Source organism: Rhizobium sp. 42MFCr.1 (assembly GCF_000377185.1).
Lineage (GTDB): Bacteria > Pseudomonadota > Alphaproteobacteria > Rhizobiales > Rhizobiaceae > Rhizobium > Rhizobium altiplani.
Map to the genome: position 1 here is coordinate 56199 of NZ_KB897827.1, position 26336 is coordinate 82534.

Genomic DNA, 26336 nt, shown 5'->3' on the forward strand with positions numbered 1-26336 from the left:
GTCTTACTCCTCGATGCCGAGCTTCGCTTTCACGAGAGCCTGGACGGCCTGCGGGTTGGCCTTGCCGCCGGTGGCCTTCATGACCTGACCAACGAACCATCCCGCAAGCGTTGGCTTGGCCTGGACCTTTGCGACCTGATCGGGGTTGGCGGCGATGATCTCGTCCACGGCCCGTTCGATCGCGCCGGTATCGGTCACCTGCTTCATGCCTCTGGTTTCGACGATCTCGGCCGGATCGCCACCCTCGTTCAGCACGATTTCGAACAGGTCCTTCGCGATCTTTCCGGAAATAGTCTCCGCTTTGATGAGGTCAATGATCGCACCAAGCTGAGCCGGCGAAACGGATGTTTCCTCGATGCTCTTGCCCGTGCGGTTCAGGGCGCCGAGCAGATCGTTGATGACCCAGTTGGCAGCCGTCTTGCCGTCGCGGCCTTCCGCCACGGCTTCGAAATAGTCGGCGATCGCCTTTTCCGAGACCAGGACGGAAGCATCGTAGATCGAAAGACCGAGTTCGCGCACGAAGCGCTCCTTCTTGTCATCAGGCAATTCCGGCAGGTCGGCTTCGAGCGCCTTGACGAAGGCATCGTCGAACTCCAGCGGCAGCAGGTCCGGATCCGGGAAGTAGCGGTAGTCGTGCGCATCTTCCTTGGAACGCATCGAACGCGTCTCGCCCTTGTTCGGGTCGAAGAGACGGGTCTCCTGCTCGATCTGCCCCCCGTCCTCAAGAACGCCGATCTGGCGCCGGGCTTCATATTCGATTGCCTGGCCAATGAAGCGGATGGAGTTGACGTTCTTGATCTCGCAACGCGTGCCGAAGCCTTCGCCCGGACGACGGACGGAGACGTTGACGTCAGCGCGCATCGAGCCTTCGTCCATGTTACCGTCGCAGGTGCCGAGATAGCGGACGATCGAGCGCAGCTTCGTCATGTAAGCCTTGGCTTCATCCGACGAGCGCATATCCGGCTTGGAGACGATCTCCATCAGCGCGACGCCCGAGCGGTTCAAGTCGACGTAGGACATGGTGGCATGCTGGTCGTGCAACGACTTGCCGGCGTCCTGCTCCAGATGCAGACGCTCGATGCCGATCTCGATATCCTCGAACTGACCCTGGCGATCGGGGCCGAGCGAGATGATGATCTTGCCCTCGCCGACGATCGGATCCTTGTACTGCGAGATCTGATAGCCCTGCGGCAGGTCGGGATAGAAGTAGTTCTTGCGATCAAACAGCGAGCGCTTGTTGATCTGCGCCTTCAGGCCCAGGCCAGTCCGGACGGCCTGCCTGACACATTCCTCGTTGATAACGGGCAACATGCCGGGCATGGCCGCATCGACGAGCGACACGTTGGAATTCTGCGGCTTGCCGAATTCCGTTGCTGCACCCGAGAACAGCTTCGAATTCGACAGCACCTGCGCATGGACTTCCATGCCGATGATGACTTCCCAATCGCCAGTGGCGCCGGGAATGAAGCGTTTCGGATCGGGCGTGCGAACGTCGACAATGGTCATTGAGATGCTCTTTTCAGGCTGTTCTGTTCAACTGGTGAGGTAACGGAAATGGCTTGCCGGTGCAAGGCTTTCGGCTATTCCGCGGCGGGGAGCCAACCGGTTTGGGGCGTGTTAACTCAATGTCGCTAGCGTGACCCGCATGATGGCAACCGATATCCTCAAGTTCATCGCGCTTTTCCTGGCACTGAATGCCTTCGTGTTCTCGATCTATTTCCTCGACAAGCAAGCCTCTCGCCACCATGGCACGCGGATCAGCGAGAGGACCTTGCTGACGCTTGCATTCGTCGGCGGCAGCCTCGGCGCTGTTTGCGCGCAACGGCTCCTGCGCCACAAGACCCGGAAGGAACCCTTCCGATCGAACCTCAGAGCGATCGTCGTCTTTCATGTGGTGGCCACGCTTCTGCTATCGGGCGCTCTCGGCTACTTCACGCTGGAAGGTCAGTTGCTAGACTAGCCCGTAAGTGCCATCGTCCGCAGATTCCAATGACTTTGACAGGCCGACGGACGGCACATCACGATCGAGCTTGGGATTGTAGGCAATTGATAGCCAATGAATTGCGTATCCATGCTTCTGGAAAAAGCTGATCGCTTCGGAGTTCCCTGAGTGCGTCTGCATCATCGCCGTATCGAACCCCTGCGCTGCGATGTCTTCTTCGATATTCTGCAAGAGTGCCGTTCCGAGACCATGACCGACAAAGGCAGGATCAATCCAGAAATCCGAAATCTTCTCGTCGAGGCTCTCGCGTGCTGCCCATCCTGCCGGATGTCCGTTCCATTCGATGACAGTGGCGGTGATCCAGCTACTTGCGACGAAATTGAAAAACGCACTTCGGGCGGCATCGACCATGGCATCCCCTTCGCCGATGGCCGCCATGGCCTTCTGCCAGGCTCTTACTCCGATCTCGCTCAAGAGCTCCGCTTCGTCTTCGCGGGCATTGCGAATATGGATCAACACTACCTCCGCGTTTCCACGAAAGTAAATCACCGAATCACCCCGTTCTCCAAGCCTTGCGTTTCGTGCGCGAGGCGCGGCAGAAAGATCCTCTATCGGTTGCAAATCTTGACGCGATGTCGCCCAGCCAGTATCAAGGCCGCATGTTGAATTCGTCTTCTCAGACCCGGTAGAGGCCCTGCCCGCAGGTTTTCCTTGCGCGCACGGGCCCGAAAAAAGCGAAGCCCTGACGCCTCTTCGGGCGCCAGATCGTTTTTGCGCGCCTTCATGGTGCAAGACCGGATCAACATTCCATGGATATTTCACGCACGGAGCAGCGCATCCTGCACCTATTGGCCCAAGGTGGCCGCATTGAAATCGAACGCGACGACAACCGGAAAATCGAGGCCGTAAAATGCTTCACTCGCGACGGCTGGGTCTATCCCGGCTTCGGCCTCGAGCTGTTTCGGAAACTGAAGCAGAAGCGGGCCATCAAATCGTCGGGCGGCAAGCCTTACCGGATCACCGAACGAGGACTGGTTCTCGTAAGAGCAGAACAGGACAACAGATAGCTGTCCAAGCCGCGCGTCGCATGGCGCGCGGCTCCCTTCAAAGGTGTTTGGAAAGCGCCGCCTTCATCACCGACCATTCTTCGGCAACCGTACCGCTTCCGCGGCGTTTGCCTGCGCGGCGATACCAATAATCGGCATTCCAGTCGTCGCCCTCGATGCGGTGGCAAATGGCATGCCCCCAGTCGAAAGGTGCCTCGCCCTCATGCGCCTGGCAGACTTCATGCACGGCTTGCCATTCAGGACCCACGGTGAAACCTGCCGCCGATAGGCGGTCGAATGCTTCGATCATCAGCGTGATATCTGACGCCGACATGAGCCTCCTCCTGGGTGTCACCAGCGATGGACAAACGCGAAATCCGCGACCCCTGAGGTAGCGGACTCAATCACCCGACAACGAAGCGGCCGCCTCTTGGGCGGCTGATACCGATGCGACTCGTTACCACCACTTGGCGGGCGTGAACTTGCCTGCGGCCTGTTCGATCACATGCGCCGTCTTGAAGAGCGTTTCTTCATCGAACGGCTTGCCGATCAGCTGCAGACCGAGCGGCAGGCCGCCATGGTCCAGGCCAGCAGGAACGGCGATACCCGGCAGGCCGGCCATGTTCACCGTCACCGTGAAGATGTCGTTCAGGTACATCTTGACCGGATCGGAGGCGAGATTCTCATCGGCGACGCCGAAGGCGGACGAGGGGGTTGCGGGCGTCAGGATCGCGTCGACGCCGGCGTTGAACGCCAGTTCGAAGTCGCGCTTGATCAGCGTGCGGACCTTCTGGGCCTTGATGTAATAGGCGTCATAGTAGCCGGCCGAGAGGACGTAGGTACCGATCATGATGCGACGCTTGACTTCCTTGCCGAAGCCCGCTGCGCGCGTCTTTTCGTACATGTCGACGATGTCCTTGCCATCGACGCGCAGGCCGTAGCGGACGCCGTCATAGCGGGCGAGGTTCGACGAGGCTTCGGCCGGGGCGACGATGTAGTAGGCCGGCAGGGCATATTTGGTGTGCGGCAGCGAGATGTTGACGATCTCGGCGCCGGCGTCTTTCAGCCAGGCAATTCCCTGCTGCCAGAGCGTTTCGATTTCCTCCGGCATGCCATCGACACGGTACTCGTTCGGAATGCCGATCTTCATGCCCTTCAGCGACTGGCCGAGGGCTGCCTCATAGTCCGGAACCGGCAGATCGACGGAGGTCGTATCCTTGGGATCGACTGAGGCCATCGACTTCAGGAGGATTGCGGCGTCGCGCACATCGCGCGCGATCGGGCCAGCCTGATCGAGCGACGACGCGAAGGCCACCGTGCCCCAGCGCGAGCAGCGGCCGTAGGTCGGCTTGATGCCGACCGTGCCGGTGAAGGCTGCGGGCTGGCGGATCGACCCGCCGGTATCGGTTGCCGTGGCGCCGGCGCAGAGGTGAGCTGCAACGGCTGCTGCCGAGCCGCCGGAGGATCCGCCGGGCACCAGCTGCTGGTTGGAGCCGGCCGAACGCCAGGGGTTGATCACTGCGCCGTAGTAGGAGGTCTCGTTGGAGGAGCCCATCGCGAACTCGTCCATGTTGAGTTTGCCGAGCATCACGGCACCGTCGTCCCACAGGTTCTGGGTGACGGTCGACTCGTAATGCGGCTTGAAACCGTCGAGGATGTGGCTGCAGGCCTGCGTATGAATACCTTCGGTGGCGAACAGGTCCTTGATACCGAGCGGGATGCCTTCAAGCGCACCGCCCTTGCCGCTGGCAAGCCGCCCATCGGAGGCTTCGGCCATCTGCAGCGCCTTCTCCGGCGTAACCTTGACGTAGGCGTTGAGCTTGTCGTTGGCGGCCTCGATCGCCGAGATGTAGGCCTCGGTCAGTTCGGTCGCTTTGATCTCCTTGGCGCGCAGCTTCGTACGGGCTTCGGCAATGGTCAGGCTGGTAAGTTCGCTCATGGTAATTCGCTTCAAATCTGGAATGGCAACGGGTTCGGAAAGCGGCGAAAAGCCTTATTCGACGACCTTGGGTACCAGGAAGAAATTCTGATCGGTAACGGGCGCATTCGAGACGATGTCGGCGGCCTTGTTGCCTTCGGTAACTTCGTCCGTGCGCTTCTTCATCTTCATCGGCGTGACCGATGTCATTGCCTCGACGCCTTCGACATCGACTTCGGAGAGCTGCTCGACAAAACCGAGGATACCATTCAACTCGCCAACCATGCGGTTTGCCTCTTCCTCCGAAACGGCAATACGGGCAAGGCGCGCTACGCGCTTAACGGTGGCAAAGTCGACGGACATGACATTCTCCGGATAGGATTTTTCCTACCCGCTATAAAGGCCATGCCCGCCACGTGCAACGGGCATGGCCTTTGGATTGTGTAGAATTCCGCGACCGAAGTCGACGCGGTTCAGCGGACCTCGACTAGAGAGAAAGGCTTTCGCCCGGCGTCGGCGTTTTCACCGCCGTCTTCGATCCATCCATGCCGGAGACAAACTTCTCGGGCGTCTGGTCGATGATCGGGAACGTGCCGTAGTGGCAGGGTATGGCGGTCTTGAAGTTGAAGTAACGCTGGCAGGCGAGAGCGGCAACCGCGCCGCCCATGGTGAATCGGTCGCCAACCGGCACGAATCCGATATCCGGCTGGTGCAGTTCGTTGATCAGCGCCATGTCGGAGAAGATGTCGGTATCGCCCATGGCAAGAATAGAAGCCTCCTCGTCGAAATGCAGCATCAGGCCGTTGGCATTGCCGAGCGCATGAGAGACGCCGTCCTCGGTGATCTGCGCGGACGAATGCAGCGCATTGGTGAAAGTCGCCGAAAAACCGTCGAACGAGATCGTGCCGCCGGTGTTGCCCGCTTCGATCTTCGTCAGGCCCTTCGAACCTAGCCAGGCGGCGAGATCGGCATTGGCGAGAACGACCGCACCGGTTTCCTTGGCAAGCGCAACCGAGTCGCCGACATGGTCGCCGTGACCGTGCGTCAGAAGAATATGCGTGACGCCGCGGGCAACATCCTTTGCAGCCTGCCCCGCAAAGGACGGATTGTGCGTGAGGAACGGATCCAGCAGGATTTTTGCCCTTCCGATCTCGATGCGGAAAGCAGAGTGACCAAGCCAAGTGATCTTCATGAAATTCTCCTTTATTGCCGATGCAAAAGCCTGCTTTGCTCGTTATGGACATATCCGATGCCGCTACAAAGAAAAGCGGCACTGCTTCAAATTCTTTTGACGGGATGGAACGACGATGACGGTGCTGACGATCGAAGAACTGGCAACTGCGCTGCAGCCGGGACAGGCGATCGCGGGTCTCGATCTCGGCACGAAAACGATCGGGCTTTCGATGTCCGATCTCGGCCGGCGCTTTTCGACGCCGCGCCCTGTCATCAAGCGCGAGAAATTCACGATCGATGCGGCAACGTTGCTGGAATTTGCCGAGAAGGAGAAGGCCGCGGCCTTCGTCATCGGCCTGCCTATCAACATGGACGGATCGGCCGGGCCGCGCGTGCAGGCAACACGCGCCTTCGTGCGCAACATGGAGCAGAAGACCGCCTTGCCCTTCGTCTACTGGGACGAGCGTCTGTCGACGGTCGCTGCCGAGCGCGCGCTACTGGAAATGGACGTATCGCGCAGGCAGCGTGCCGAGCGCATCGACTCGGCGGCGGCAAGCTTCATTCTTCAAGGAGCGCTCGACAGGCTTTCCTTGCTCGGCAGAGCGGCATGGGACGATTTCGATGCGTGACGGGCACGCCACCATGCGGTGATCGCCTTACGCCGGCGGAACCCAATAATTGCGAAAACGACAAGACTGTCGACGACGATCGCACGGGCGACCAGCGGCGGAATGGTTTCCGGAGGAATGCCGAGCACCTTCCCATAAATTTCGAAGGTCAGGTCATGGACTTGCCTGCTGAGCATGAAGATACCGAAATTCATGTCGTAGTAAGAGAGCCAGTACCATCCCGCTAGGAAGACAATGGGACCGGCCCAGAAGATCAGGAACCACTTCATGCGGTCGTCTCTCGTTCTTTTCGAATGGATAGTCCCTCGTAAGACACCGCCCATATCGACAACGCCATCGAACCCAGAACCAGCGCCGGTACGGCAATATCCAGCGCAAGCACAGCGAAAAACATCATCGCGGCAACAAGAAACGTGGCTCTCGCGATTTTGGTTCCCATGGTCCCAGACACCCAACATTTTGGACTGCCCAGCAACGTGACTTGTTAACCGCGAGAGCGCAACGTAAACCATTTGTTAAGGTTAACGCGTAACGGGACGCCTGTGGATGGCCGAACTCGCCTCAGCCGTAGACTCCGCGAACGATGCGCTTCAGGGCGGTCGCCGCCTTCTCCCAATCCCTCGGCGTTTTCAATGCGAGGCCCGCGCATTGATCGCTCGAGGACGCGGAAAGCACGAGATGCTGGATAGCTGCGATCAGAATCGCATTGACGGCCAGGACGTCGACACCCTTCGGCGGCGTCAGCGATCCGCGCATGCGATCGAGCCAGTTTGCCAAGGCCTTCGACCGCGCCTCCGAAAGCCGCCTCACCTGCTCGGTGTTTTCGGAAACTTCCCAGGCGACGATGCGGCGAACAAGCGGATCGTCTCGCAAGGCCTCGAGGAACAGCAGCGATAGCCGCTCCATCAGATCGCCGTAAGTCAGGAGAAACATGCCGCCGGTATCTTCGGGAATGCGATCCTTGACCCAGGTACCAAGATCCGCGCCGATCGCCTCCACCAGCCCGTTGAGGCCGCCATAGTAGCGGTAGATCAGCTGCTTGTCGCACCCCGCGCGGCGGGCAACGGCGTTGATGCCGAAATTCTGGAACCCCTCCTCCGCCAGCAGCGACTTGGCTGCCCAGAGGATCGCTTTCTCCGTCGCGCTTCGGTCGCGGATACGCTTTTCGGGTTCGACGACGACGCTGCCGACTACGGGCGCCAACACCATGGGATCATTGAGCATCAGGGATTCGGTCCGAATTGTCACTTTGCGGTGAGTAGCAACGCCGCTCGGACCCGGCAACGGACAGGCCGCTCAAAGATTGTGGACAGTTTGCTATGGGTGCAAACAGGTGAGCAGGTGTCACCGCTCAGCGACACAAGTGCTGTGCCCCTAGAGTTTCTGCCCAAACCAGACGGTCCGGTCGGAAGGCTCCACCAGCGGTGGAGCGAGGCGGGCGAAACCGCGAGAGCCCCAGAATCGTACCGCACCATGATTGCTCGCGCTGGCTCCGAGGTGGACACCCTCCACGCCTGCCTCCAGCGCATCGGCAAACCATCGATCGAGCAGCTTGGTGCCCATCCCCTGTCCCTGTAATCGCGGCAGGAGGTTCATGTGGATGTGGGCCGGAAAGGATTCGACCAGCGCTGCAGGCGCATGCGCCGGGTGATGGATTGTGGCAATGCGCTTCTGATCCGCGTCCCAGCCGGCAGAATCGCCCTGCGGGTCGGCGTAAACCTTGCGAAGCGCCGGCCACCACTCGCGCTCCAGCCGCTCCTCGAAGGAACGCGTGTCGTGAACGCCGACGATATACCCGGCCACGCCCTCAGAATCTTCCGCCACTAAAGCGGTTTCCGGACTGAGCAAGACGTAAGGCGCAGCATAGATGTGTCCGATCAGCTTGCCGTCGCGATGCAATCTGGTCGCATCGCCGCCAGCATCGCCCGTCACCAGCGATATCAGATAGATCTGCTCGAGATCATCGGTGCGGATGGGACGCAGCGCTGTCATCAGCTTGCCGGCGGATAAAGAAGATCGACGATGTAGCTGGCGTCGAAACGTGAATCCAGCATGCCATAGGTCGAGCGCCAGCCGCCCGCGAGGCGGGTCTCGATGAAGGCATCGGCGATCCGCCCCGCCCCAAGGCGATAAAGCTCGGCGGCGCCGGCGGCGAGCGCCAACTGCTCGACCAGGAGGCGCGCAGCGCCCTCGTCCCGCTCGCAGAGCGCCATGGCGGCGCGCAGCACATCAATCGTCTTCTTCCCGGCCGGGCCGAGATCGCGCGCGAGCCCGGCAAACACCGTCTCGAAGAGATCCTTGCCGCGGTTCAGAATGCGCAGCACGTCGAGCGCCATGACGTTGCCCGAGCCCTCCCAGATCGCATTGACCGGCGCTTCGCGATAATGACGAGCGATCGGGCGCTCCTCAATGTAGCCGCTGCCGCCGATGCACTCCATCGCCTCGTAGATCAATGGCGGCGCGATCTTGCAGCACCAGTATTTCGCAACCGGCGTCATGACACGCGCGTAGGCTGCTTCTTCAGCGCTGCCGCGCGCCTTGTCGAACGCATCGGCAAGGCGGAAGGACAGCGCTGTCGCCGCCGCCACATCGAGCGCCATATCGGCCAAGACGCGCGTCATGATCGGCTGGCTGACCAGCATCTTGCCGAAGACGCTGCGCCCACGGGTGTGGTGCACGGCTTCAGCCAGCGAGGCGCGCATAATGCCCGAGGAGGCCAGCGCGCAGTCGAGCCGCGTCAGTGTCACCATGTCGAGAATAGTGCGGATACCGCCATCCGGCGTACCGAGCAGAAATCCGAACGTATCGCTGAATTCAACTTCTGACGAAGCATTGGAGCGGTTGCCGACCTTGTCCTTCAGACGCTGGAAGTGCAGGCCGTTTGCCGAGCCATCTTCCAGCAGACGTGGAACGAGGAAGCATCCCATTCCATCCTTCGTCTGCGCCAGCATCACGAAGGCGTCGCTCATCGGCGCCGACATGAACCACTTGTGACCGGACAGACGGTAAATGCCTTCGCTGACCTTTTCCGCCGTCGTCGTGTTGGCGCGGACGTCAGTGCCGCCCTGCTTCTCGGTCATGCCCATGCCGATGGTCACGGCGGACTTCTGCATGGCCGGCTTGTTGGTGGAATCATATTTGCGCGACAGGATCTTCGGCGCCCAGTCCTTCTGCACGGCCGGCGAAGCCGACAGCGCCGCGACGGACGCACTCGTCATCGTCAGCGGGCACAGGTGACCGGATTCCAGCTGTGCGGTCAGGTAGAAGCGCGCTGCCCTGACCTTGTGCGCCTGGTTCTTCGCCTCGGTGTCCGCCTGCGGATCCCAGACCGACGAGTGGAGTCCCGATGCCATCGAACGGCGCATCAGCGCGTGCCACGCCGGGTGGAATTCGACGACATCGAGCCGCTCGCCGCGCGGACCGTGCGTGCGCAGCTGCGGCGTGCCCTGATTCGCCATGCGCGCCAGCTCCTGCGCTTCCGGCGAGGTCACGTACCGCCCCATATTGTCGAGGTCGTCGCGGATCCCACGCGGCAACGTGCCGGTCAGATCGACGATCAGCGGATCGGACCTGTAGGCATTGATGCCGGACCAAAGGCTCGGCTGGTTGAGTTCGGCAAGTTTCTCTTCGGCAGGCGTCATGAATCGCTTCTAGTGTAAGAGGCAGGCAAAGGGAAACCGGAAGTTATAATTTCCCTACCTCTGCAATAGTTGAATTCGGGTAAAATTGCAGGGGGAGACGGGCCTTTGCCCACAGCGCAAGCTTGCCGCCGCCCGGCTCACTCTTTATAGACCCCGCAGACGACAGCAAGAGGCAGGTTCATGGTCTTCTTTCCCCACCGCCACCTCATCGGTATCAAAGGGCTCACCGAGCAGGATATCACCTTTCTCCTCGACAAGGCCGACGAGGCCGTCAAGATCAGTCGGCAGAGAGAGAAGAAAACCTCGACGCTGCGAGGCCTGACACAGATCAACCTGTTCTTCGAAGCTTCGACGCGCACCCAATCTTCCTTCGAGCTCGCCGGAAAGCGCCTCGGCGCCGACGTGATGAATATGTCCGTCGGCAATTCTTCGGTGAAGAAGGGCGAGACGCTGATCGATACGGCGATGACGCTGAACGCGATGCGGCCCGATGTGCTTGTCATCCGCCATTCGAGCGCTGGTGCCGCCGCCTTGCTCGCGCAGAAGGTTTCCTGCTCGGTGGTCAACGCCGGCGACGGCCAGCACGAGCATCCGACCCAGGCGCTTCTCGACGCGCTGACAATCCGCCGCGCCAAAGGCAAGCTGTCGCGCATCATCGTCGCGATCTGCGGCGACGTCCTGCATTCGCGCGTGGCGCGCTCGAACATCCTTTTGCTGAATGCCATGGGCGCACGCGTGCGAGTTGTCGCGCCGGCAACGCTACTGCCGGCTGGCATCGCCGACATGGGCGTCGAGGTCTTCCATTCCATGAAGGAGGGCCTGAAGGACGCTGACGTGGTGATGATGCTGCGCCTGCAACGCGAGCGCATGTCCGGGGCCTTCGTGCCGTCGGTTCGCGAGTACTATCACTTCTATGGGCTCGACGCGGAGACCCTCAAGGCGGCGAAGGAAGATGCCCTCGTCATGCATCCCGGCCCGATGAACCGTGGCGTCGAGATCTCCTCCGAGGTTGCGGATGGACCGCAGAGCGTGATTGCAGAACAGGTGGAAATGGGGGTCGCGGTGCGCATGGCCGTGATGGAGACGCTGCTGGTCTCGCAAAATCAGGGTCCGCGTACCGAAGGAGCCGGCGCATGAAGAACTCGATCGTCCTCAAGAACGTTCGTATCATCGACCCCTCGCGCAATCTCGATGAAGTCGGCACGATCATTGTCAAGGATGGCATGATCGTGGCAGCCGGCGCGGATGCGCAGAACCAAGGAGCGCCCGCTGGCGCCGACGTGCGCGATTGCACCGGTCTCGTCGCCACCCCAGGCTTGGTGGATGCCCGCGTCCATATCGGTGAACCCGGAGCCGAACATCGCGAGACAATGGCATCGGCGAGCCGTGCGGCGGCAGCCGGCGGCATCACTTCGATCATCATGATGCCGGATACCGATCCTGTCATCGACGACATCGCGCTGGTCGAGTTCGTCAAGAAGACGGCGAAGGACAAGGCGCTGGTCCACGTCTATCCGGCTGCGGCGATCACCAAGCATCTTGCCGGCGAGGAAATGACCGAGATCGGCCTGCTGATGGAAGCGGGCGCAGTCGCGTTCACCGACGGCCGCTCGAGTGTCCACGACACGCAGGTCCTGCGCCGGGTGATGACCTATGCGCGCGAATTCGGCGCGGTGATATCCTGCGAGACCCGCGACAAATATCTCGGCGCCACCGGTGTCATGCATGAGGGACTGTTTGCCAGTTGGCTCGGTCTCGGCGGCATCCCGAAGGAAGCGGAACTGATCCCGCTCGAGCGCGACCTGCGCATCGCCAAGCTGACGCGCGGCAACTACCACGCCGCGATGATCTCCGTGCCGGAATCGGTCGAGGCGATTGAGCTTGCCCGGAGCCGCGGTGCGACCGTGACCTGCGGCATCTCGATCAACAATCTCTCCCTCAATGAGAACGACATCGGCGAGTACCGCACCTTCTTCAAGCTCTACCCGCCGCTGCGATCCGAAGACGATCGCGTCGCGATGGTGGATGCGCTGGCGCGCGGCGCGATCGATATCATCGTCTCCTCGCATGATCCGCAGGATGTCGACACAAAACGCCTACCGTTCGGCGAAGCGGCTGATGGCGCCATCGGCCTTGAAACGATGCTTGCTGCGGCACTCCGCCTGCATCACAGCGGCCAGGTCAGCCTGATGCGCCTCATCGATGCCATGTCGACGCGGCCGGCGCAGATCTTCGGCCTCGAGGCGGGCACGCTGAAGCCGGGCGCGAAGGCAGATATTACGCTGATCGACCTCGATGACCCTTGGCTGGTTTCGAAGGACATGCTTCTTTCCCGCTCGAAGAATACGCCGTTCGAAGACGCGCGCTTCAGCGGACGCGCTGTAGCGACCTATGTCGCCGGACAGTGCGTGCATAGCATATAAAAAGACCACCGGAGGGGAACATGGTCTCGGATCTTATGACCTGGCAGATCACGCTGCCTATCGCGCTCGTGGCTGCCGCCATCGGCTACTTGCTCGGCTCCATTCCTTTCGGCCTGATCCTGACGAAGGCAGCCGGGCTCGGTGACGTCCGCAGCATCGGATCCGGCAATATCGGCGCGACCAATGTGCTCAGAACCGGCAACAAGAAGCTTGCAGCCGCAACGCTTCTTCTCGATGCTCTGAAGGCGTCTGCAGCAGCCTCGATCGTCGGCTATTTTTTGGGCAGCGAGGCGGCGCTGATCGCCGGCTTCTTTGCCTTTATCGGTCACCTCTTCCCGGTCTGGATCGGCTTCAAGGGTGGCAAGGGTGTTGCCACCTATATCGGAACACTGCTCGGCATTGCGCCGATCATGGTTCTCGTCTTCGCCGCGGTCTGGCTGGCCGTCGCCTTCACGACCCGGTACTCATCGCTTTCAGCACTGGTTGCAATGCTTGTAATTCCGGTTGCATTGTGGATACTGGGCGCCGAGAAGGTTGCAGCTGTTATGGCCATCATGACTATTATCTCCTACTGGAAGCACAAGGCCAATATCTCCCGCCTGATGAGCGGGACGGAAACCAAGATCGGGGCGAAGGGATAGGATGGACGCTCTCAGCGCCGCGTGGCTGCGTCTCATTCGCTCGGACAATGTCGGGCCTGCGACCTTTCGCGATCTCGTCAATCACTTCGGATCCGCCGAGACGGCGCTGGCCGCCCTGCCCGAGCTTTCTGCGCGCGGCGGCGCCACGCTCTCCATCCGGATAGCGACGGAGAGCGAAGCGCATAAGGAGTTGGAGGCCGCGCGCCGCTTCGGCGCCCGCTTTGTTGGCATCGGCGAGCCGGAATACACACAGGCGTTGAAGCAAGTCGACGTGCGCCGCCGCTGCTTGCCGTCAAAGGCAATCTCGCCGTCTCTTCGCAGCCTGGCGTCGGTATCGTCGGCTCCCGCAATGCCTCCATCAGCGGCGCCAAGTTCGCCGCCACGATTGCGCGCCAGTGCGGCCGAGCCGGCTATGTCGCGGTCTCCGGCCTTGCGCGCGGCATAGATACCGCAGCGCATCGTGCAAGCCTCGATACCGGAACGGTGGTCGCCATGGCCGGAGGTCTGGATCAGCCCTACCCGCCGGAGAATGCCGATCTGCTTGACGATATCTGGAATGGCAACGGGCTCGCCGTCAGTGAGATGTCGTTCGGCTGGGAACCGCGGGCACGCGACTTTCCGCGCCGAAATCGGCTCATCGCCGGCGTTTCGCTGGGGGTCGTTGTCGTCGAAGCAGCGATGCGCTCGGGCTCGCTGATCACCGCAAGACTGGCCGGCGAGTTTGGCAGGCTGGTATTTGCGGTGCCGGGTTCACCGCTCGATCCGCGCTGCCATGGCACGAATGGATTGTTGAAAGACGGTGCCATGATTGTCACGACGCCAGATGACGTCACCGAAGCTCTGGCGCCCCTCTCGCAGATCGAACGGTACTCAACGCCGGTCGCCGAGGAGCCGGAGCGCGAGGGTGGCCGTTCGATGCTTCCGCCCGACGAATCCGATCGCTCGCTTTTCGTCGATGCGCTCTGCCCGACGCCCGTCGAGATCGATGATATCATCCGTCACACCGGTTTGCCGGCGGCTTCGGTTTATCTTGTCCTGCTGGAGCTTGATATTGCCGGACGGCTTCATCGCCATCCCGGCGGCTTCGTCTCTCTTGCGATTGGCGACTGAGATCCCTACATCCGGGCCTGCAGATCGCCGGCCTCCACATAGGCCATCACGATCAGATAGCAGAGCATATCGGCGTTCTCTTTTTCCGCCACTCGCCGCAACTCAGCCAGCATCTGCCTGATGAACGCGATGTTCTCTTGCGAGCCGGATCGTCCGGTATCTTTCTTTGCGAACTTGGCCGCCATGGGATAGTCTCTGAGGAAAGAGAAACGCCGCCTTTCGGCTAGCCCGAACCACACTCCAAAAACGATACCTAAATTATCCTAACTTGCAATACGTTCGCTATCTCGCATTGGTTGCATCGCGTTGTAATACGCAAAAATGAGGTCAGACCACTTGACCGAAACGATTTCCCTGTCCATGTCGAAGAGCCGGTTATCCTGGCACGGCAGGGATTCCATCTGCTTATGCACCGGCTTGGCACGTTTTTTTAGAGAATCATGATGAATGTTGTAGTGGTAGAATCGCCCGCCAAGGCAAAGACGATCAACAAGTATCTGGGCTCCGGATACAAGGTGCTCGCCTCCTTCGGCCATGTCCGCGATCTGCCTGCCAAGGACGGATCGGTCCTTCCCGACCAGGATTTCGAGATGCTGTGGGAGGTCGACGGCGCGTCTGCCAAGCGACTGAAGGACATCGCCGACGCTGTGAAGTCATCCGACAGCCTATTCCTCGCAACCGACCCGGATCGCGAGGGTGAAGCGATTTCCTGGCACGTCCTCGACATGCTGAACAAGAAGCGCGTCCTGAACGGCAAGACCGTGAAGCGGGTCGTTTTCAATGCGATCACGAAGAAGGCCGTGCTCGACGCCATGGCCGACCCGCGCGACATCGATGTTCCGCTGGTTGATGCGTATCTCGCTCGCCGTGCCCTCGACTATCTCGTCGGTTTCAATCTGTCGCCGGTTCTCTGGCGCAAGCTCCCCGGCGCGCGTTCGGCCGGCCGCGTACAGTCAGTGGCGCTGCGCCTGGTCTGCGATCGCGAATCCGAAATCGAACGCTTCATCTCTGAAGAGTACTGGAACCTTTCGGCTCTCCTGAAAACGCCGCGAGGCGACGAGTTTGAAGCGAAACTGGTTGCGGCTGATGGCAAGCGGTTGCAGCCTCGCGCGATCGGAAACGGCGAAGAAGCCGGCAAGCTCAAGGCACTTCTGGAAGGCGCGACCTATGTCGTCGACACGGTCGAGGCGAAGCCGGTCAAGCGCAACCCGGGACCACCCTTCACAACCTCCACGCTTCAGCAGGCAGCGTCCTCGAAACTTGGCTTTTCGGCGTCGCGGACGATGCAGATCGCCCAGAAGCTCTACGAGGGTGTTGATATTGGTGGCGAAACAGTTGGTCTGATCACCTACATGCGTACGGACGGCGTCCAGATGGCGCCCGAAGCCATCGACGCGGCACGCAAGGCCATCGTCGATCAATTCGGCCAGCGCTACATGCCCGAGAAGGCGCGCTTCTATTCGACCAAGGCAAAGAACGCACAGGAAGCGCACGAAGCGATCCGCCCGACTGATTTCAATCGGTCGCCCGACCGCGTGCGGCAGTACCTGGATGCCGACCAGTTGAGGCTTTACGACCTCGTCTGGAAGCGGGGCATTGCGAGCCAGATGGCATCGGCTGAGATCGAACGCACGACGGCTGAAATCACCGCCGACAACAAAGGTGAGAAAGCTGGGCTGCGCGCTGTCGGCTCGGTGATCCGTTTCGACGGCTTCATCGCCGCCTATACCGACCAGAAGGAAGATGGCGAACAGAGCGACGACGGTGACGAGGATGGTCGCCTGCCCGAGATCAACGCTCGTGAGAACCTTGCGAAGCAGAAGATCAATTCGACTCAGCACTTCACTGAGCCGCCACCGCGCTACTCCGAGGCAACGCTGATCAAGAAGATGGAAGAGCTCGGCATCGGGCGTCCGTCGACTTACGCGGCGACGCTGGCGACCTTGCGTGACCGCGAATACGTCACCATCGACAAGCGCAAACTGATCCCGCAGGCCAAGGGCCGGCTGGTGACGGCCTTCCTCGAAAGCTTCTTCACCAAGTACGTCGAATACGATTTTACGGCAGATCTTGAAGAGAAGCTCGACCGGATCTCTGCCGGGGAGCTGAACTGGAAGCAGGTGCTGCGCGATTTCTGGAAGGACTTCTTCTCCCAGATCGAGGATACGAAGGAACTTCGTGTCACCAACGTCCTCGATTCGCTTAACGAGGCACTGGCGCCACTTGTATTCCCGAAACGAGAAGACGGCGGTGATCCGCGCATCTGTCAAGTTTGCGGCACCGGCAATCTTTCGCTTAAGCTTGGAAAATACGGCGCCTTCGTTGGCTGCTCGAACTATCCCGAATGCAACTATACCCGCCAGCTTTCGTCAGAAGGCGGTTCGGAGGCCGAAGGCGTTGCGCTGAACGAGCCTAAGAATCTCGGTTCCGATCCGGTGACTGGCGAAGAACTGACCCTGCGTTCAGGACGCTTCGGCCCCTACATCCAGCGTGGCGAAGGCAAGGAAGCCAAGCGTTCTTCCCTGCCGAAGGGCTGGAAGCCTGAGGACATCGATTACGAAAAGGCGATGGCGCTGATTTCGTTGCCACGCGACATCGGCAAGCACCCGGAAACCGGCAAGATGATTTCTTCCGGCATCGGCCGTTATGGGCCGTTCCTGCTGCATGATGGAGGCTACGCCAACCTTGAAAGCGTCGAAGACGTCTTCTCGATCGGCCTCAACCGCGCTGTCACCGTGATCGCCGAGAAGGCGAGCAAGGCGCCGGGTGGGAGGACGGCGGCGGCAGCTCTGAAAGAGCTCGGCGACCATCCCGACGGCGGCGCAATCACGGTTCGCGACGGCAAGTACGGCCCCTATGTGAACTGGGGCAAGGTCAATGCGACGCTGCCGAAGGGCACCGATCCGCAGGCCCTGACCGTCGAGGAAGCGCTGGCGCTGATCGCCGCCAAGGCCGGCAAGGCACCGGCTTCGAAGAGTAAGGCAAAACCGAAGGCGAAGGCCGCTGCGGCTGAAACCAAGACGACCAAGACCGCGGCCAAGCCGAAGACGGCGAAGGCCAAGGCGCCGGCAAAGACGAAAAAGAGCAAAGAGTGAGCAAAATCCCGCGGGAAAGAATGAAGGGCATGGGCAAGCGTCCCGGCAAGATTGGACGCGCCAGCCAACAACCCGCAGCCGAACCGCTGAACATCGCTCACGGAGCCCTGCCTTCCCGCGACGTGATCCTGCGCTTCATCGCCGATCATCCGCAGAAGGCCTCGAAGCGCGAACTCGCAAAGGCCTTCGGGCTGAAAGGCGACAGCCGGGTCGAGCTGAAACACCTCCTGCGCGAACTGGAGCAGGAAGGCATGCTGCAGAAGACGAGCAAGTCGCTGATCCGGCCGGGCGCACTGCCGCCTGTCACCGTGCTCGACATCACGACGCGCGACAAGGATGGCGAACTGATCGGCCGCCCGGCGGAGTGGCCTGACGATCAGGGCGTTGCGCCTGCTGTCGCTATTCGCCAGTCGACCTCGCCTGCCGGGCGCAACGGCAAGGGCAAGGCGCTGGTTGCCGGCATGGGCGATCGCATCCTGGCGAAGATCTTTCCGGCCGCCGACCGTGGTGGGCCGGCCTACACGGCGCGCATCATCAAGATTTTGGACAAGCGCCGCGGTGCGCTGCTCGGGGTCTTCAAGGATGCGCCGGGAGGAGCCGGCCGTCTGCTTCCGATCGACCGACGCGGCGAGGAAATGGTGATCGACCCTGACTACAAGGGCGAGGCCAAGGACGGCGATCTGGTTGAAGTCGAAGTCGCTCGCCTTGGGCGCTTCGGCCTGGCACGCGCCAAGGTCCTGTCGATTGTCGGTTCGGTCGCATCCGAGAAGGCGATCTCGATGATCGCCATCCATGCTCACGGAATCCCTTATATATTTCCGCCTGCTGTGGTCGCCGAAGCCGACGATGCCAAACCTGCGACGATGTCGCATCGCGAAGATTGGCGAGATGTCCCGCTGATCACCATCGACCCGGCGGATGCGAAAGACCATGACGACGCCGTCTATGCGGAGACTGACCCTTCTCCCGACAATCCGGACGGCGTTATCGTTACGGTCGCCATCGCCGACGTCTCCTATTACGTCCGCCCGAGCTCGCCACTCGACCGCGAAGCTCTGAAGCGCGGCAACTCGGTCTACTTCCCCGACCGGGTCGTGCCGATGCTGCCGGAGCGCATCTCGAACGATCTCTGCTCGCTGAGAGAAGGTCAGGACCGGCCGGCGCTTGCCGTTCGCATGGTGTTTTCGAAGGAAGGCCGCAAAATCGGCCACACCTTCCACCGTGTCATGATGAAGAGCGCTGCAAAGCTCTCCTATCAGCAGGCGCAGGCGGCCATCGATGGCAAGCCGGATGACAAGACGGGACCGCTTCTGGAACCAATCTTGAAGCCGTTGTGGAATGCCTACAGGATCATGACGCGCGGCCGCGAGCGCCGGCAGCCGCTTGAACTCGACATGCCGGAACGCAAGATCCTGCTAAAGCCTGACGGCACCGTGGAGCGCGTCTTCGTGCCGCCGCGCCTCGATGCACACAAGCTGATCGAGGAAATGATGATCCAGGCCAACGTCTCGGCCGCCGAGACGCTGGAGAAGAAGCGGCAAGTCCTGATCTACCGTATCCATGACGGGCCGACGCTCGCCAAGCAGGAAGTGCTGCGCGAGTTCCTGGCAACGCTTGGCATATCGCTTGCCAAGGGCGGCAACATGCGCGCCAACAATTTCAACATGATCCTCGCCAAGGCAGACGACACGCCGCACCAGACGATGGTCAACGAGATGGTGCTGCGTTCTCAGAGCCAGGCGATCTACAGCCCCGAGAATATCGGGCATTTCGGCCTGAACCTCATGAAATACGCGCACTTCACCTCGCCCATCCGGCGCTATGCGGACCTGATCGTGCATCGGGCGCTGGTCGGTTCGCTCGGCTTCGGTGAAGGCGGGATCACGCCCGACGAAGAGGCCGCGCTCGACGACATCGCCGCCGAGATCTCAACCTTCGAGCGCCGCGCGATGGCGGCCGAGCGCGAAACGGTGGATCGCCTGATTGCGCATCATCTTGCCGGCCGCGTCGGCGAGGAATTCGAAGGTCGCGTATCAGGTGTGACGAAATCGGGACTATTTGTCACTCTCCCGGACTATGGAGCAGACGGCTTCGTTCCTATATCTACGCTCGGAACGGACTACTTCATCTATGATGAGGCGCACCAGGCGCTGTCTGGCGAAAAGACCGGGCTCGGATATCGCCTCGGCGACAGTGTCACGGTCAAGCTTGCAGAAGCCATTCCGCTTGCCGGTGCGCTACGCTTCGAGATGATCAGCGAAGGGCGAAAAATGCCCACAGCTGTACGTTCGTTCCACAAGGCGGGCCGGCGGGACGCAAGCCGGGCACGCAAGAAGGCCGGGACAAGGCCGCCAAGAGGGCGGCGATAGGCGTGTAGGGCGCCGCGAAAGGAAACGAACGATGACGACCACCTCGAGCGACCAGACGATCCGTTACGGAAGCAATCAGGAGGCGGAACGTCCGCTCGGCCGCTCTGTCAAGCGCGGCATGATGAACACCTGCCCCGCATGCGGCAGCGGCAAACTCTTCAAAAGCTTCCTGAAGCCGGTGGACAATTGTGCCGCCTGTGGCGAGGCCATGTACCATCATCGCTCGGACGACCTACCGCCTTACCTTGCAATCGTGGTGATCGGCCATGTCATCATCGGCGGCTACATGGCAACGGATCTCGTTTGGCCAATGCCCCTCTGGCTGACCTTCGCGATCTGGACACCCATCACATTGATTGCCACGCTTTTGATCATCCAGCCGATCAAGGGCGGTGTCATCGGTCTGCAATGGGCGTTGAAGATGCACGGCTTCGGTGGACAAACCGACGATCATGACGCCTACGAGATACCGGGCCGCAAGCGCTAGGACATTACTGCCTTCACCTTGACGACACAATTGACGTGTAGTGGCAGCCCCAACGGCGCTGCGGTTCCGCGGGGCGAAATCTCATGTGTATTCGGTAAGCTTCTTTGACTATACGACTTCAAGATCATCCAGGTTATTGCCGCCAGCGCATTTCATCTTGTAAAGCACAGCCGTCACTTGGATTTGGCACGCCTGTGCCTTTCTATGGTGCGTCGCGGTGAGCGACTCTGTGCAGCAGGTCTCTAAGGATGCGTATATGTCTCAGCCGCGGAACGGCACAACACCAGGCGATGTCGAAGAAATTCACTGGCCTTCACTGGTGGCAGCCATTTCGTCCATCTCCGCTGTCGGCATAGCAATCGGCCTGGGACTCCCGCTTCTCAGCATCATTCTCGAAAAGCGCGGCATTCCATCGACACTGATCGGACTGAATACGGCGATGGCCGGGGTTGCCGCCATGGCGGCTGCGCCGATCACCACGAAACTGGCGCACAAATACGGCGTCGCCCCGACGATGATCTGGGCCGTCGTGATTTCAGCGATCAGCGCACTCGGCTTCTACTATGCCCAGGACTTCTGGATGTGGTTTCCGCTGCGGTTCGCTTTTCACGGCGCGACGACGACGCTGTTCATCCTATCGGAATTCTGGATCAATGCCGCCTCGCCGCCCTCCAAGCGCGGCTTCGTGCTCGGCATCTATGCAACCGTCCTTTCGCTCGGTTTTGCAGGCGGGCCGCTGCTCTTTTCGATTCTCGGCAGCGAGGGCGTGCTTCCATTCGCGGTCGGCGCTGGTGCCGTCTTGTTGGCCGCCATTCCCATCTACATCGCACGCTACGAAAGCCCGGTTCTCGAGGAGAAGCCTGAACTTCATTTCATGCGCTACGTCTTCCTTGTGCCCACCGCAACGGCCGCCGTCTTCATTTTCGGGGCCGTCGAAGCCGGCGGTTTGGCACTGTTCCCGATCTATGCGGTGCGCGCCTCCTTTACGGAATCTCAGGCCGCGCTGCTGCTGACGGTGATGGGAATCGGCAACGTGATCTTCCAGATCCCGGTTGGGCTGCTCTCGGACCGCATGAAGGACAAGCGCCCGCTGCTGGCCGCGATGGCCTTCATGGGCCTGATAGGTTCCCTGATGCTGCCGGTTCTCGTGCACAGCTGGATTCTGATGGCGACCGTACTTCTGTTCTGGGGCGGCTGTGTCGCGGGCCTTTATACGGTGGGACTCAGTCACCTCGGCTCTCGCCTGACCGGCTCGGACCTCGCAGCAGCCAACGCGGCCTTTGTATTCTGTTACGCGGTTGGCACTGTGGCCGGGCCGCAGGTTATCGGCGCCGCCATCGACGTTGCCGGCAACAACGGTTTTGCCTGGGCGATCGCCGGATTCTTCGGGCTTTATGCCCTGCTTTCCTCGATCAGGCTGCTTTTCCTCCGAAAGCGGGCTTGACTTTTCGGGCGGGATTCGTAGTTTCGCGCCAGAATTTGCCGTGGAGCCTATCCGGCCTGCCACGGCTTTCATTTTATTAAAGGCAGGACGACCATGGCCAAGGCTACCACAATCAAGATCAAGCTGCTGTCGACGGCCGACACCGGTTTCTTCTACGTCACGACGAAGAACAGCCGTACGATGACCGACAAGATGACGAAGACCAAGTACGACCCGATTGCTAAGAAGCACGTCGAGTTCAAGGAAACCAAGATCAAGTAATCGCTTGATCTGACGTTTTTCGAAGAGGCGCGCGCCCATCGGCTGCGCGCCTTTTTGTTTGCCGGCTTTGCCGTCTGGTCTCGAGGCCTGAAAACAGAAACGCCGTCCTTCCTAAAATGCGGAAAGGACGGCGTTTTCCTGAAAGGGGGTCGACCAGCAAGCAACGCGGCACGAGGAACCGCTTATTGTTGCAAACCAGCCGACCGACCCCACGACCCAGGAGATGCGGCGGACCTGAGCATCATGGGGTACCTCGGACTCCTCACGGGAGTACTTATCTCTTATGGCCGATAATTTGCTCGAAAATGAAAGAAAATCAACAAATTCTTAATGGTTAGATTTCTGGGCTTGATTTCATGGTTAAAAGTACGGCTTTGGGACAGTTTTTAAAGCTTGGAATCGCGTACTTTTGCAAGAATAGCGCCTAATGGGCAAAGAAGGCCGAAACTATAGCCCAATAGTATTAGCTTCCGCCGATGCGGGCCAAAGCTTGTCCATTCGCGGCTACTTGCGAAATGCCGGCTACATCCGATTGATCCTCACATTTGTCCCAGCAACCGCGCGGCATCTGCCTAGCATGATATCAAGAGCGAGCAAACCTTCGGAGGGAAATGCCGGCTTTGCAACTGCAATTACTTCGTTGCCGTGCCGTCCGCCCTTAATTAGCAAGTTGTGGATGACCTGAAATGCCTCATAGAAGCATTGCTCAAGCGGCGGCGACCACGCGATTACGGCCACCCGTTTTTGCCTCGTAAAGCGCAAGGTCCGCCTGCTTCATCAACTGCCCTGGAGTGAGGATGGAGGAGATCCGCGACGAAATGCCGAAGGACGCCGTGACGTCCAGTTCCTGCCCCGTTGACTTCAGCAGGAACGGTACCGTCTCGACCACCGAGCGCAGTCGCTCCGCGACGGCTGCCGCCACTTCGGGCGAGGTATCCGGCATAACCACTACGAATTCCTCGCCGCCGTATCGGCAGGCCAGATCGGCACCACGGACGGTGGAGCGGATGCGCCTTGCAAACTCCCGCAGCACATCATCCCCCGCATCATGGCCATAGGTGTCGTTGACTTGCTTGAAGCGATCGATATCGGTGATCAGCACCGATAGCGGACGACCTCGCGCCATCGAGCGATTGAAGAGCGTGCTGAGGTGATTATCCAGGTAGCGGCGGTTGCTGAGCCCGGTCAGCGGATCGGTCACGGCAAGCTCGATCGTTTGCTTCACGCTCGCGCGCAGGCGATCATTATAACGCTTGCGGCGCATCTGCGTCAGGCTGCGCGCCACCAGCTCATTGGGATCGACCGGCCGGACGATATAGTCGTTGACGCCGAGTTCCAGGGCCCGGATCACCATGTCGTCGTCGCCCTGCTCGGTGATGATCAGGATCGGTAGAAAGCGCGTGCGCTCGAGCGAACGAAGCTGCGAGCACAGGCGCAGCGGATCATAGTTGTCGAAATTGGCGTTGACGATAACCAGTTCAAAGGGGGTTTCCGACGCTTCGAAGAGTGCCGCCTGCGGATCCGAGATTGCCGAGACATCGGCGATGGGCTTCAGCGCCTTGATGATGCGTTCCTGCGAATTGGCGCGTCCGTCGACCAGCAGCACCTGGCCCGATTCGTCGCCCCGCCCCTCGCCGGTTCGCAGCAGTTCATCGATCCCCATGGTCTGCGCTGTTTCGGCGCGAATGCGCAATTCGTCGCTGAGCGTCTTCAGCCGCAACAGGCTCTTCACCCGGGAAATCAGCTGAAGGTCATTGACCGGTTTGGTGAGAAAATCGTCTGCGCCGGCTTTCAGACCACGCACGCGATCGGCCGACTGATCCAAGGCCGTCACCATGACGACAGGTATGTGCGAGGTCTTGGGATTGGCCTTCAGGCGCTCGCAGACCTCGAAGCCGTCCATCCCCGGCATCATGATATCAAGAAGGACAAGATCGACCTGGTTGCGCTCGCATATTGCGAGGGCCTGATAGCCGTCGCCGGCGGTCAAGACATCGAAATACTCCGCGACTAGCCGCGCCTCGAGCAACTTGACGTTGGCCGGAATGTCATCAACCACGAGAATGCGCGCAGTCATAGGCTTCTTTCCGATGCGTCAGGCATCGCCCAAATAGGTCTTGATCGTCTCAATGAATTTAGGAACGGAAATGGGTTTGGAGACATAGGCCTCGCAGCCGCCCTGGCGTATGCGTTCCTCGTCACCTTTCATGGCAAATGCTGTAACGGCGATAACAGGAATGACGTGCAGGTCATCGTCTTCCTTCAGCCATTTGGTAACCTCGAGACCAGAAACCTCGGGGAGTTGGATATCCATCAAAATCAGATCGGGCCGGTATTTGCGCGCGAGGTCGAGCGCTTCCATGCCGTTTCGGGTCTGAATCGTCGTGTAACCGGACGCCTCGATGAGGTCGCGAAAGAGCTTCATGTTGAGCTCGTTATCTTCTACAATCATCACCTGCTTGGGCATGACACGCGTCCTACGTCCGTTCCGGTACCGCTTCCCCGCATGAAGAAGACTTCTGCGATGGCATGGTTCCATAGAACCGATCGCGGCACACTATCGCTATTTGGTTGAAAAATAGGTAATTTACCCAGAAAAATGCAAAGCAACTTCAAGACTTCGAAACAACTCGCGGCCGATCCGCAGCAGACTGCGATCTCCGTTCTTGCCTGGCTTGCCAACGATCCGGATCTGTTCGGTCGTTTTCTCGCATTGACCGGTGTTGAACCGGCCCAGGTGCGCCGCGTGGTCAGCGATCCCGGCTTCCTTTCCGGCATGATGGATTTCGTCATGCAGCACGAGCCGACGGCGATGGCCTTCTGCCAAGCGACCGGCACCGCGCCCGACGCATTGAATGCGGCATGGCTGCACTTTTCGCCGCCGGGACTTGGCTCTGGAGAATTTTGAGCATGGATATTGCTACCAACGTCAGCCAGGTGCGCCTCGGCGACCGGCCTTTGGTTGTGTGCGACATCGACGAAGTGGTTCTCGAGTTCCTCACTCCCTTCACCGCTTTCCTGCGCTCGCACAGCTACGACCTCCTGCCGCGGTCGTTCCGCCTCTACGGTAATATCGTCTCTCTGCTTGACGGCAGCGAGCTGGATAGGGACGCCGTCGATTCGTTCGAGGAAGTGTTCTTCGCGAACCAGCACCTCTGGCAGAAACCGGCGGAAAAAGCCGTTGAAACACTGCAGTCGCTTTCGGCCGACGCCGACATCGTCTTCTTGACCGCGATGCCACCTCGGCACCACGGTATCCGGCGCGAATTTCTCAATCAGCTCGACCTCTCGTTCGACCTGATCGCCACGGAAGAGCCCAAGGGGCCCGTCGTCGCAAGGCTGCATGATGGCCGAAGCCTGCCAGTCGCCTTCATCGATGATATGCAACGCAATCTCCTTTCCGTTGCCCATCATGTGCCTAAGTGCTTGCTCCTGACCATGATGGCCAACGCGGATTTCAAGCCGTTCGCGCCACCGCCAGTTGGAAACATCGTCGCCGCCGCCGGCTGGGACCATGCCGCAGAGTTGCTGAGGGCGCATTTCTCGGCGGATGTCCTCAAGGGCGCAAGTCCAGCCGCATGAGCGGTCGGCCATCCTTTCGTCTGGCCACGGTTTCAAATCCAGCCGCATCGAAGATCGCGGTTGATCCAATACAGAGCGTCACCGACTTCGATTGCTTGACGTGGTCAATCGGACAGCCCTCGAGGTAGCGGGCACCGTGGCGCCACGCATGGTCGATCGCACCGGCAAGCAGTTGATGGCTGAGCCCCTGCCCACGCAAATGCGATGTCAGGAAGAAACAACTCACCGCCCAGAATGACGGATCGTGTGCATCACCCTCTTCCATCGGTCGGGACACTGTCCGCGACGAGTTGAATTGCGGTACGTCGTGCCTTGGCCCGACCTGAACCCAGGCGACCGGTTCCTCATCGGCATAGGCCAGAATACCTGGCGGCGGCCCGACAGCGATCCTGCCAAGCATGTGCGACTTTCGCTCGTCCGGCCTCATCTTCGTCCGCACGGCATGAGGCAAGCGAAGCGCGACACACCAGCAATCATAAAACGCTCCGCGGGGACCGAAGAGCCGTTCGAAGTCACTCCACCGGTCTGCTGTCACCGGCTCGAAACGGAGATCGATATCCAATGCAAACCTCCCA

At 60.3% G+C, this 26336-nt stretch carries 28 protein-coding genes and 1 pseudogene; 14 read left to right on the forward strand and 15 right to left on the reverse strand.

The genetic code is table 11. The features are described from left to right. Positions 1–3 precede the first annotated feature (3 nt). Positions 4–1506, reverse strand: coding sequence for an Asp-tRNA(Asn)/Glu-tRNA(Gln) amidotransferase subunit GatB (gene gatB, locus C934_RS0112240; protein WP_018857008.1), 1503 nt, complete (start codon positions 1504–1506; stop codon positions 4–6). Positions 1507–1645: 139 nt separating this feature from the next. Here gatB and C934_RS0112245 point away from each other — a divergent pair, with 139 nt between their 5' ends. Beyond that, the gene (locus C934_RS0112245; RefSeq protein WP_018857009.1) at positions 1646–1960 is read left to right on the forward strand and encodes a DUF1294 domain-containing protein; all 315 of its coding nucleotides are present in this window, start codon (positions 1646–1648) and stop codon (positions 1958–1960) included. On the opposite strand, the gene C934_RS0112250 is transcribed toward C934_RS0112245, so the two are convergent. Next, entirely contained in the window at positions 1952–2458 is a 507-nt protein-coding gene (locus C934_RS0112250; RefSeq protein WP_026371764.1) for a GNAT family N-acetyltransferase, read from the reverse strand. The genes C934_RS0112245 and C934_RS0112250 overlap by 9 nt on opposite strands. A gap of 293 nt (positions 2459–2751) precedes the next feature. Between C934_RS0112250 and C934_RS0112255 the strand changes: the two genes are divergently transcribed. Beyond that, complete coding sequence (locus tag C934_RS0112255; protein ID WP_007792755.1) at positions 2752–3009, forward strand: YjhX family toxin; 258 nt, start codon at positions 2752–2754, stop codon at positions 3007–3009. Between the two features lie 37 nt (positions 3010–3046). Here C934_RS0112255 and C934_RS0112260 read toward each other — a convergent pair whose 3' ends face one another. The 4 genes from C934_RS0112260 to C934_RS0112275 form a co-directional block, all read right to left on the reverse strand. Beyond that, positions 3047–3322, reverse strand: a complete 276-nt coding sequence (locus C934_RS0112260) for a hypothetical protein (protein WP_018857011.1) — start codon at positions 3320–3322, stop codon at positions 3047–3049. A 123-nt stretch (positions 3323–3445) separates the two neighbouring features. After that, entirely contained in the window at positions 3446–4927 is a 1482-nt protein-coding gene (gene gatA, locus C934_RS0112265; protein ID WP_018857012.1) for an Asp-tRNA(Asn)/Glu-tRNA(Gln) amidotransferase subunit GatA, read from the reverse strand. Positions 4928–4981: 54 nt separating this feature from the next. Continuing rightward, the gene (gatC, locus tag C934_RS0112270; protein ID WP_018857013.1) at positions 4982–5269 is read right to left on the reverse strand and encodes an Asp-tRNA(Asn)/Glu-tRNA(Gln) amidotransferase subunit GatC; all 288 of its coding nucleotides are present in this window, start codon (positions 5267–5269) and stop codon (positions 4982–4984) included. Between the two features lie 124 nt (positions 5270–5393). Beyond that, positions 5394–6098: a metal-dependent hydrolase gene (locus tag C934_RS0112275; protein WP_018857014.1), complete on the reverse strand. Its 705-nt coding sequence runs from the start codon at positions 6096–6098 to the stop codon at positions 5394–5396. Between the two features lie 115 nt (positions 6099–6213). Here C934_RS0112275 and ruvX point away from each other — a divergent pair, with 115 nt between their 5' ends. Beyond that, a complete protein-coding gene (gene ruvX / locus C934_RS0112280; RefSeq protein ID WP_018857015.1) occupies positions 6214–6708 on the forward strand; it encodes a Holliday junction resolvase RuvX in 495 nt (164 codons plus the stop codon). Here ruvX and C934_RS0112285 read toward each other — a convergent pair. From C934_RS0112285 to C934_RS0112305, 5 genes are all read right to left on the reverse strand, one after another. After that, positions 6645–6977, reverse strand: coding sequence for a DUF6105 family protein (locus tag C934_RS0112285; RefSeq protein WP_018857016.1), 333 nt, complete (start codon positions 6975–6977; stop codon positions 6645–6647). The two genes, ruvX and C934_RS0112285, sit on opposite strands and share 64 nt — an antisense overlap. Further along, positions 6974–7147, reverse strand: coding sequence for a hypothetical protein (locus C934_RS35135; protein ID WP_018857017.1), 174 nt, complete (start codon positions 7145–7147; stop codon positions 6974–6976). Before C934_RS35135 ends, C934_RS0112285 begins: the two co-directional genes overlap by 4 nt. Before the next feature lie 122 nt (positions 7148–7269). Continuing rightward, positions 7270–7932 (reverse strand): TetR/AcrR family transcriptional regulator, encoded by a 663-nt coding sequence (locus C934_RS0112295; RefSeq protein WP_018857018.1) that lies wholly within the window; start codon positions 7930–7932, stop codon positions 7270–7272. A 150-nt stretch (positions 7933–8082) separates the two neighbouring features. Beyond that, entirely contained in the window at positions 8083–8700 is a 618-nt protein-coding gene (locus C934_RS0112300; protein WP_018857019.1) for a GNAT family N-acetyltransferase, read from the reverse strand. Beyond that, positions 8700–10349, reverse strand: coding sequence for an acyl-CoA dehydrogenase family protein (locus tag C934_RS0112305; RefSeq protein ID WP_018857020.1), 1650 nt, complete (start codon positions 10347–10349; stop codon positions 8700–8702). Before C934_RS0112305 ends, C934_RS0112300 begins: the two co-directional genes overlap by 1 nt. A gap of 180 nt (positions 10350–10529) precedes the next feature. Between C934_RS0112305 and C934_RS0112310 the strand changes: the two genes are divergently transcribed. The 4 genes and pseudogenes from C934_RS0112310 to dprA all read left to right on the forward strand — a co-directional run bounded on the left by C934_RS0112310 (position 10530) and on the right by dprA (position 14523). After that, complete coding sequence (locus tag C934_RS0112310; RefSeq protein ID WP_018857021.1) at positions 10530–11486, forward strand: aspartate carbamoyltransferase catalytic subunit; 957 nt, start codon at positions 10530–10532, stop codon at positions 11484–11486. Next, on the forward strand, positions 11483–12772 hold the full coding sequence (locus C934_RS0112315) for a dihydroorotase (protein WP_018857022.1): 1290 nt from the start codon (positions 11483–11485) through the stop codon (positions 12770–12772). Before C934_RS0112310 ends, C934_RS0112315 begins: the two co-directional genes overlap by 4 nt. Before the next feature lie 20 nt (positions 12773–12792). Then, positions 12793–13413, forward strand: coding sequence for a glycerol-3-phosphate 1-O-acyltransferase PlsY (plsY, locus tag C934_RS0112320; RefSeq protein WP_018857023.1), 621 nt, complete (start codon positions 12793–12795; stop codon positions 13411–13413). Position 13414: 1 nt separating this feature from the next. Next, positions 13415–14523: pseudogene (gene dprA, locus C934_RS31920) on the forward strand (DNA-processing protein DprA). A 5-nt stretch (positions 14524–14528) separates the two neighbouring features. Here dprA and C934_RS0112330 read toward each other — a convergent pair. Next, a complete protein-coding gene (locus C934_RS0112330; protein WP_018857024.1) occupies positions 14529–14708 on the reverse strand; it encodes a hypothetical protein in 180 nt (59 codons plus the stop codon). A 258-nt stretch (positions 14709–14966) separates the two neighbouring features. Between C934_RS0112330 and topA the strand changes: the two genes are divergently transcribed. From topA to rpmG, 5 genes are all read left to right on the forward strand, one after another. Next, on the forward strand, positions 14967–17618 hold the full coding sequence (gene topA, locus C934_RS0112335) for a type I DNA topoisomerase (RefSeq protein ID WP_018857025.1): 2652 nt from the start codon (positions 14967–14969) through the stop codon (positions 17616–17618). Beyond that, positions 17615–19987, forward strand: a complete 2373-nt coding sequence (gene rnr / locus C934_RS0112340) for a ribonuclease R (RefSeq protein ID WP_026371765.1) — start codon at positions 17615–17617, stop codon at positions 19985–19987. Before topA ends, rnr begins: the two co-directional genes overlap by 4 nt. 31 nt (positions 19988–20018) lie before the next feature. Then, complete coding sequence (locus tag C934_RS0112345) at positions 20019–20474, forward strand: DUF983 domain-containing protein (protein WP_018857027.1); 456 nt, start codon at positions 20019–20021, stop codon at positions 20472–20474. 256 nt (positions 20475–20730) lie between these two features. Further along, the gene (locus C934_RS0112350) at positions 20731–21918 is read left to right on the forward strand and encodes an MFS transporter (protein ID WP_018857028.1); all 1188 of its coding nucleotides are present in this window, start codon (positions 20731–20733) and stop codon (positions 21916–21918) included. A 93-nt stretch (positions 21919–22011) separates the two neighbouring features. Further along, on the forward strand, positions 22012–22179 hold the full coding sequence (rpmG, locus tag C934_RS0112355) for a 50S ribosomal protein L33 (protein ID WP_003587245.1): 168 nt from the start codon (positions 22012–22014) through the stop codon (positions 22177–22179). Positions 22180–22885: 706 nt separating this feature from the next. On the opposite strand, the gene C934_RS0112360 is transcribed toward rpmG, so the two are convergent. Together C934_RS0112360 and C934_RS0112365 are read right to left on the reverse strand one after the other, a co-directional pair. After that, the gene (locus tag C934_RS0112360; RefSeq protein WP_018857029.1) at positions 22886–24256 is read right to left on the reverse strand and encodes a PleD family two-component system response regulator; all 1371 of its coding nucleotides are present in this window, start codon (positions 24254–24256) and stop codon (positions 22886–22888) included. Positions 24257–24274: 18 nt separating this feature from the next. Beyond that, the gene (locus C934_RS0112365; RefSeq protein ID WP_007531841.1) at positions 24275–24646 is read right to left on the reverse strand and encodes a response regulator; all 372 of its coding nucleotides are present in this window, start codon (positions 24644–24646) and stop codon (positions 24275–24277) included. Positions 24647–24778: 132 nt separating this feature from the next. Here C934_RS0112365 and C934_RS0112370 point away from each other — a divergent pair, with 132 nt between their 5' ends. Both C934_RS0112370 and C934_RS0112375 read left to right on the forward strand, forming a co-directional pair. Continuing rightward, positions 24779–25087, forward strand: coding sequence for a DUF3572 domain-containing protein (locus C934_RS0112370; RefSeq protein ID WP_018857030.1), 309 nt, complete (start codon positions 24779–24781; stop codon positions 25085–25087). A gap of 2 nt (positions 25088–25089) precedes the next feature. Beyond that, on the forward strand, positions 25090–25761 hold the full coding sequence (locus C934_RS0112375; RefSeq protein ID WP_018857031.1) for a hypothetical protein: 672 nt from the start codon (positions 25090–25092) through the stop codon (positions 25759–25761). Here C934_RS0112375 and C934_RS0112380 read toward each other — a convergent pair. Continuing rightward, positions 25736–26323 (reverse strand): GNAT family N-acetyltransferase, encoded by a 588-nt coding sequence (locus tag C934_RS0112380; protein ID WP_018857032.1) that lies wholly within the window; start codon positions 26321–26323, stop codon positions 25736–25738. The genes C934_RS0112375 and C934_RS0112380 overlap by 26 nt on opposite strands. Positions 26324–26336 lie beyond the last annotated feature (13 nt).

What these genes read in the sequence shown, in the direction of transcription:
- gatB (WP_018857008.1), bottom strand. Translation starts at nt 1,506, where the DNA reads ATGACCATTGTCGACGTTCGCACGCCCGATCCGAAACGCTTCATTCCC.
- C934_RS0112245 (WP_018857009.1), top strand. Translation starts at nt 1,646, where the DNA reads ATGATGGCAACCGATATCCTCAAGTTCATCGCGCTTTTCCTGGCACTG.
- C934_RS0112255 (WP_007792755.1), top strand. Translation starts at nt 2,752, where the DNA reads ATGGATATTTCACGCACGGAGCAGCGCATCCTGCACCTATTGGCCCAA.
- C934_RS0112260 (WP_018857011.1), bottom strand. Translation starts at nt 3,322, where the DNA reads ATGTCGGCGTCAGATATCACGCTGATGATCGAAGCATTCGACCGCCTA.
- gatA (WP_018857012.1), bottom strand. Translation starts at nt 4,927, where the DNA reads ATGAGCGAACTTACCAGCCTGACCATTGCCGAAGCCCGTACGAAGCTG.
- gatC (WP_018857013.1), bottom strand. Translation starts at nt 5,269, where the DNA reads ATGTCCGTCGACTTTGCCACCGTTAAGCGCGTAGCGCGCCTTGCCCGT.
- C934_RS0112275 (WP_018857014.1), bottom strand. Translation starts at nt 6,098, where the DNA reads ATGAAGATCACTTGGCTTGGTCACTCTGCTTTCCGCATCGAGATCGGA.
- ruvX (WP_018857015.1), top strand. Translation starts at nt 6,214, where the DNA reads ATGACGGTGCTGACGATCGAAGAACTGGCAACTGCGCTGCAGCCGGGA.
- C934_RS0112285 (WP_018857016.1), bottom strand. Translation starts at nt 6,977, where the DNA reads ATGAAGTGGTTCCTGATCTTCTGGGCCGGTCCCATTGTCTTCCTAGCG.
- C934_RS35135 (WP_018857017.1), bottom strand. Translation starts at nt 7,147, where the DNA reads ATGGGAACCAAAATCGCGAGAGCCACGTTTCTTGTTGCCGCGATGATG.
- C934_RS0112295 (WP_018857018.1), bottom strand. Translation starts at nt 7,932, where the DNA reads ATGCTCAATGATCCCATGGTGTTGGCGCCCGTAGTCGGCAGCGTCGTC.
- C934_RS0112300 (WP_018857019.1), bottom strand. Translation starts at nt 8,700, where the DNA reads ATGACAGCGCTGCGTCCCATCCGCACCGATGATCTCGAGCAGATCTAT.
- C934_RS0112305 (WP_018857020.1), bottom strand. Translation starts at nt 10,349, where the DNA reads ATGACGCCTGCCGAAGAGAAACTTGCCGAACTCAACCAGCCGAGCCTT.
- C934_RS0112310 (WP_018857021.1), top strand. Translation starts at nt 10,530, where the DNA reads ATGGTCTTCTTTCCCCACCGCCACCTCATCGGTATCAAAGGGCTCACC.
- C934_RS0112315 (WP_018857022.1), top strand. Translation starts at nt 11,483, where the DNA reads ATGAAGAACTCGATCGTCCTCAAGAACGTTCGTATCATCGACCCCTCG.
- plsY (WP_018857023.1), top strand. Translation starts at nt 12,793, where the DNA reads ATGGTCTCGGATCTTATGACCTGGCAGATCACGCTGCCTATCGCGCTC.
- C934_RS0112330 (WP_018857024.1), bottom strand. Translation starts at nt 14,708, where the DNA reads ATGGCGGCCAAGTTCGCAAAGAAAGATACCGGACGATCCGGCTCGCAA.
- topA (WP_018857025.1), top strand. Translation starts at nt 14,967, where the DNA reads ATGAATGTTGTAGTGGTAGAATCGCCCGCCAAGGCAAAGACGATCAAC.
- C934_RS0112345 (WP_018857027.1), top strand. Translation starts at nt 20,019, where the DNA reads ATGACGACCACCTCGAGCGACCAGACGATCCGTTACGGAAGCAATCAG.
- C934_RS0112350 (WP_018857028.1), top strand. Translation starts at nt 20,731, where the DNA reads ATGTCTCAGCCGCGGAACGGCACAACACCAGGCGATGTCGAAGAAATT.
- rpmG (WP_003587245.1), top strand. Translation starts at nt 22,012, where the DNA reads ATGGCCAAGGCTACCACAATCAAGATCAAGCTGCTGTCGACGGCCGAC.
- C934_RS0112360 (WP_018857029.1), bottom strand. Translation starts at nt 24,256, where the DNA reads ATGACTGCGCGCATTCTCGTGGTTGATGACATTCCGGCCAACGTCAAG.
- C934_RS0112365 (WP_007531841.1), bottom strand. Translation starts at nt 24,646, where the DNA reads ATGCCCAAGCAGGTGATGATTGTAGAAGATAACGAGCTCAACATGAAG.
- C934_RS0112370 (WP_018857030.1), top strand. Translation starts at nt 24,779, where the DNA reads ATGCAAAGCAACTTCAAGACTTCGAAACAACTCGCGGCCGATCCGCAG.
- C934_RS0112375 (WP_018857031.1), top strand. Translation starts at nt 25,090, where the DNA reads ATGGATATTGCTACCAACGTCAGCCAGGTGCGCCTCGGCGACCGGCCT.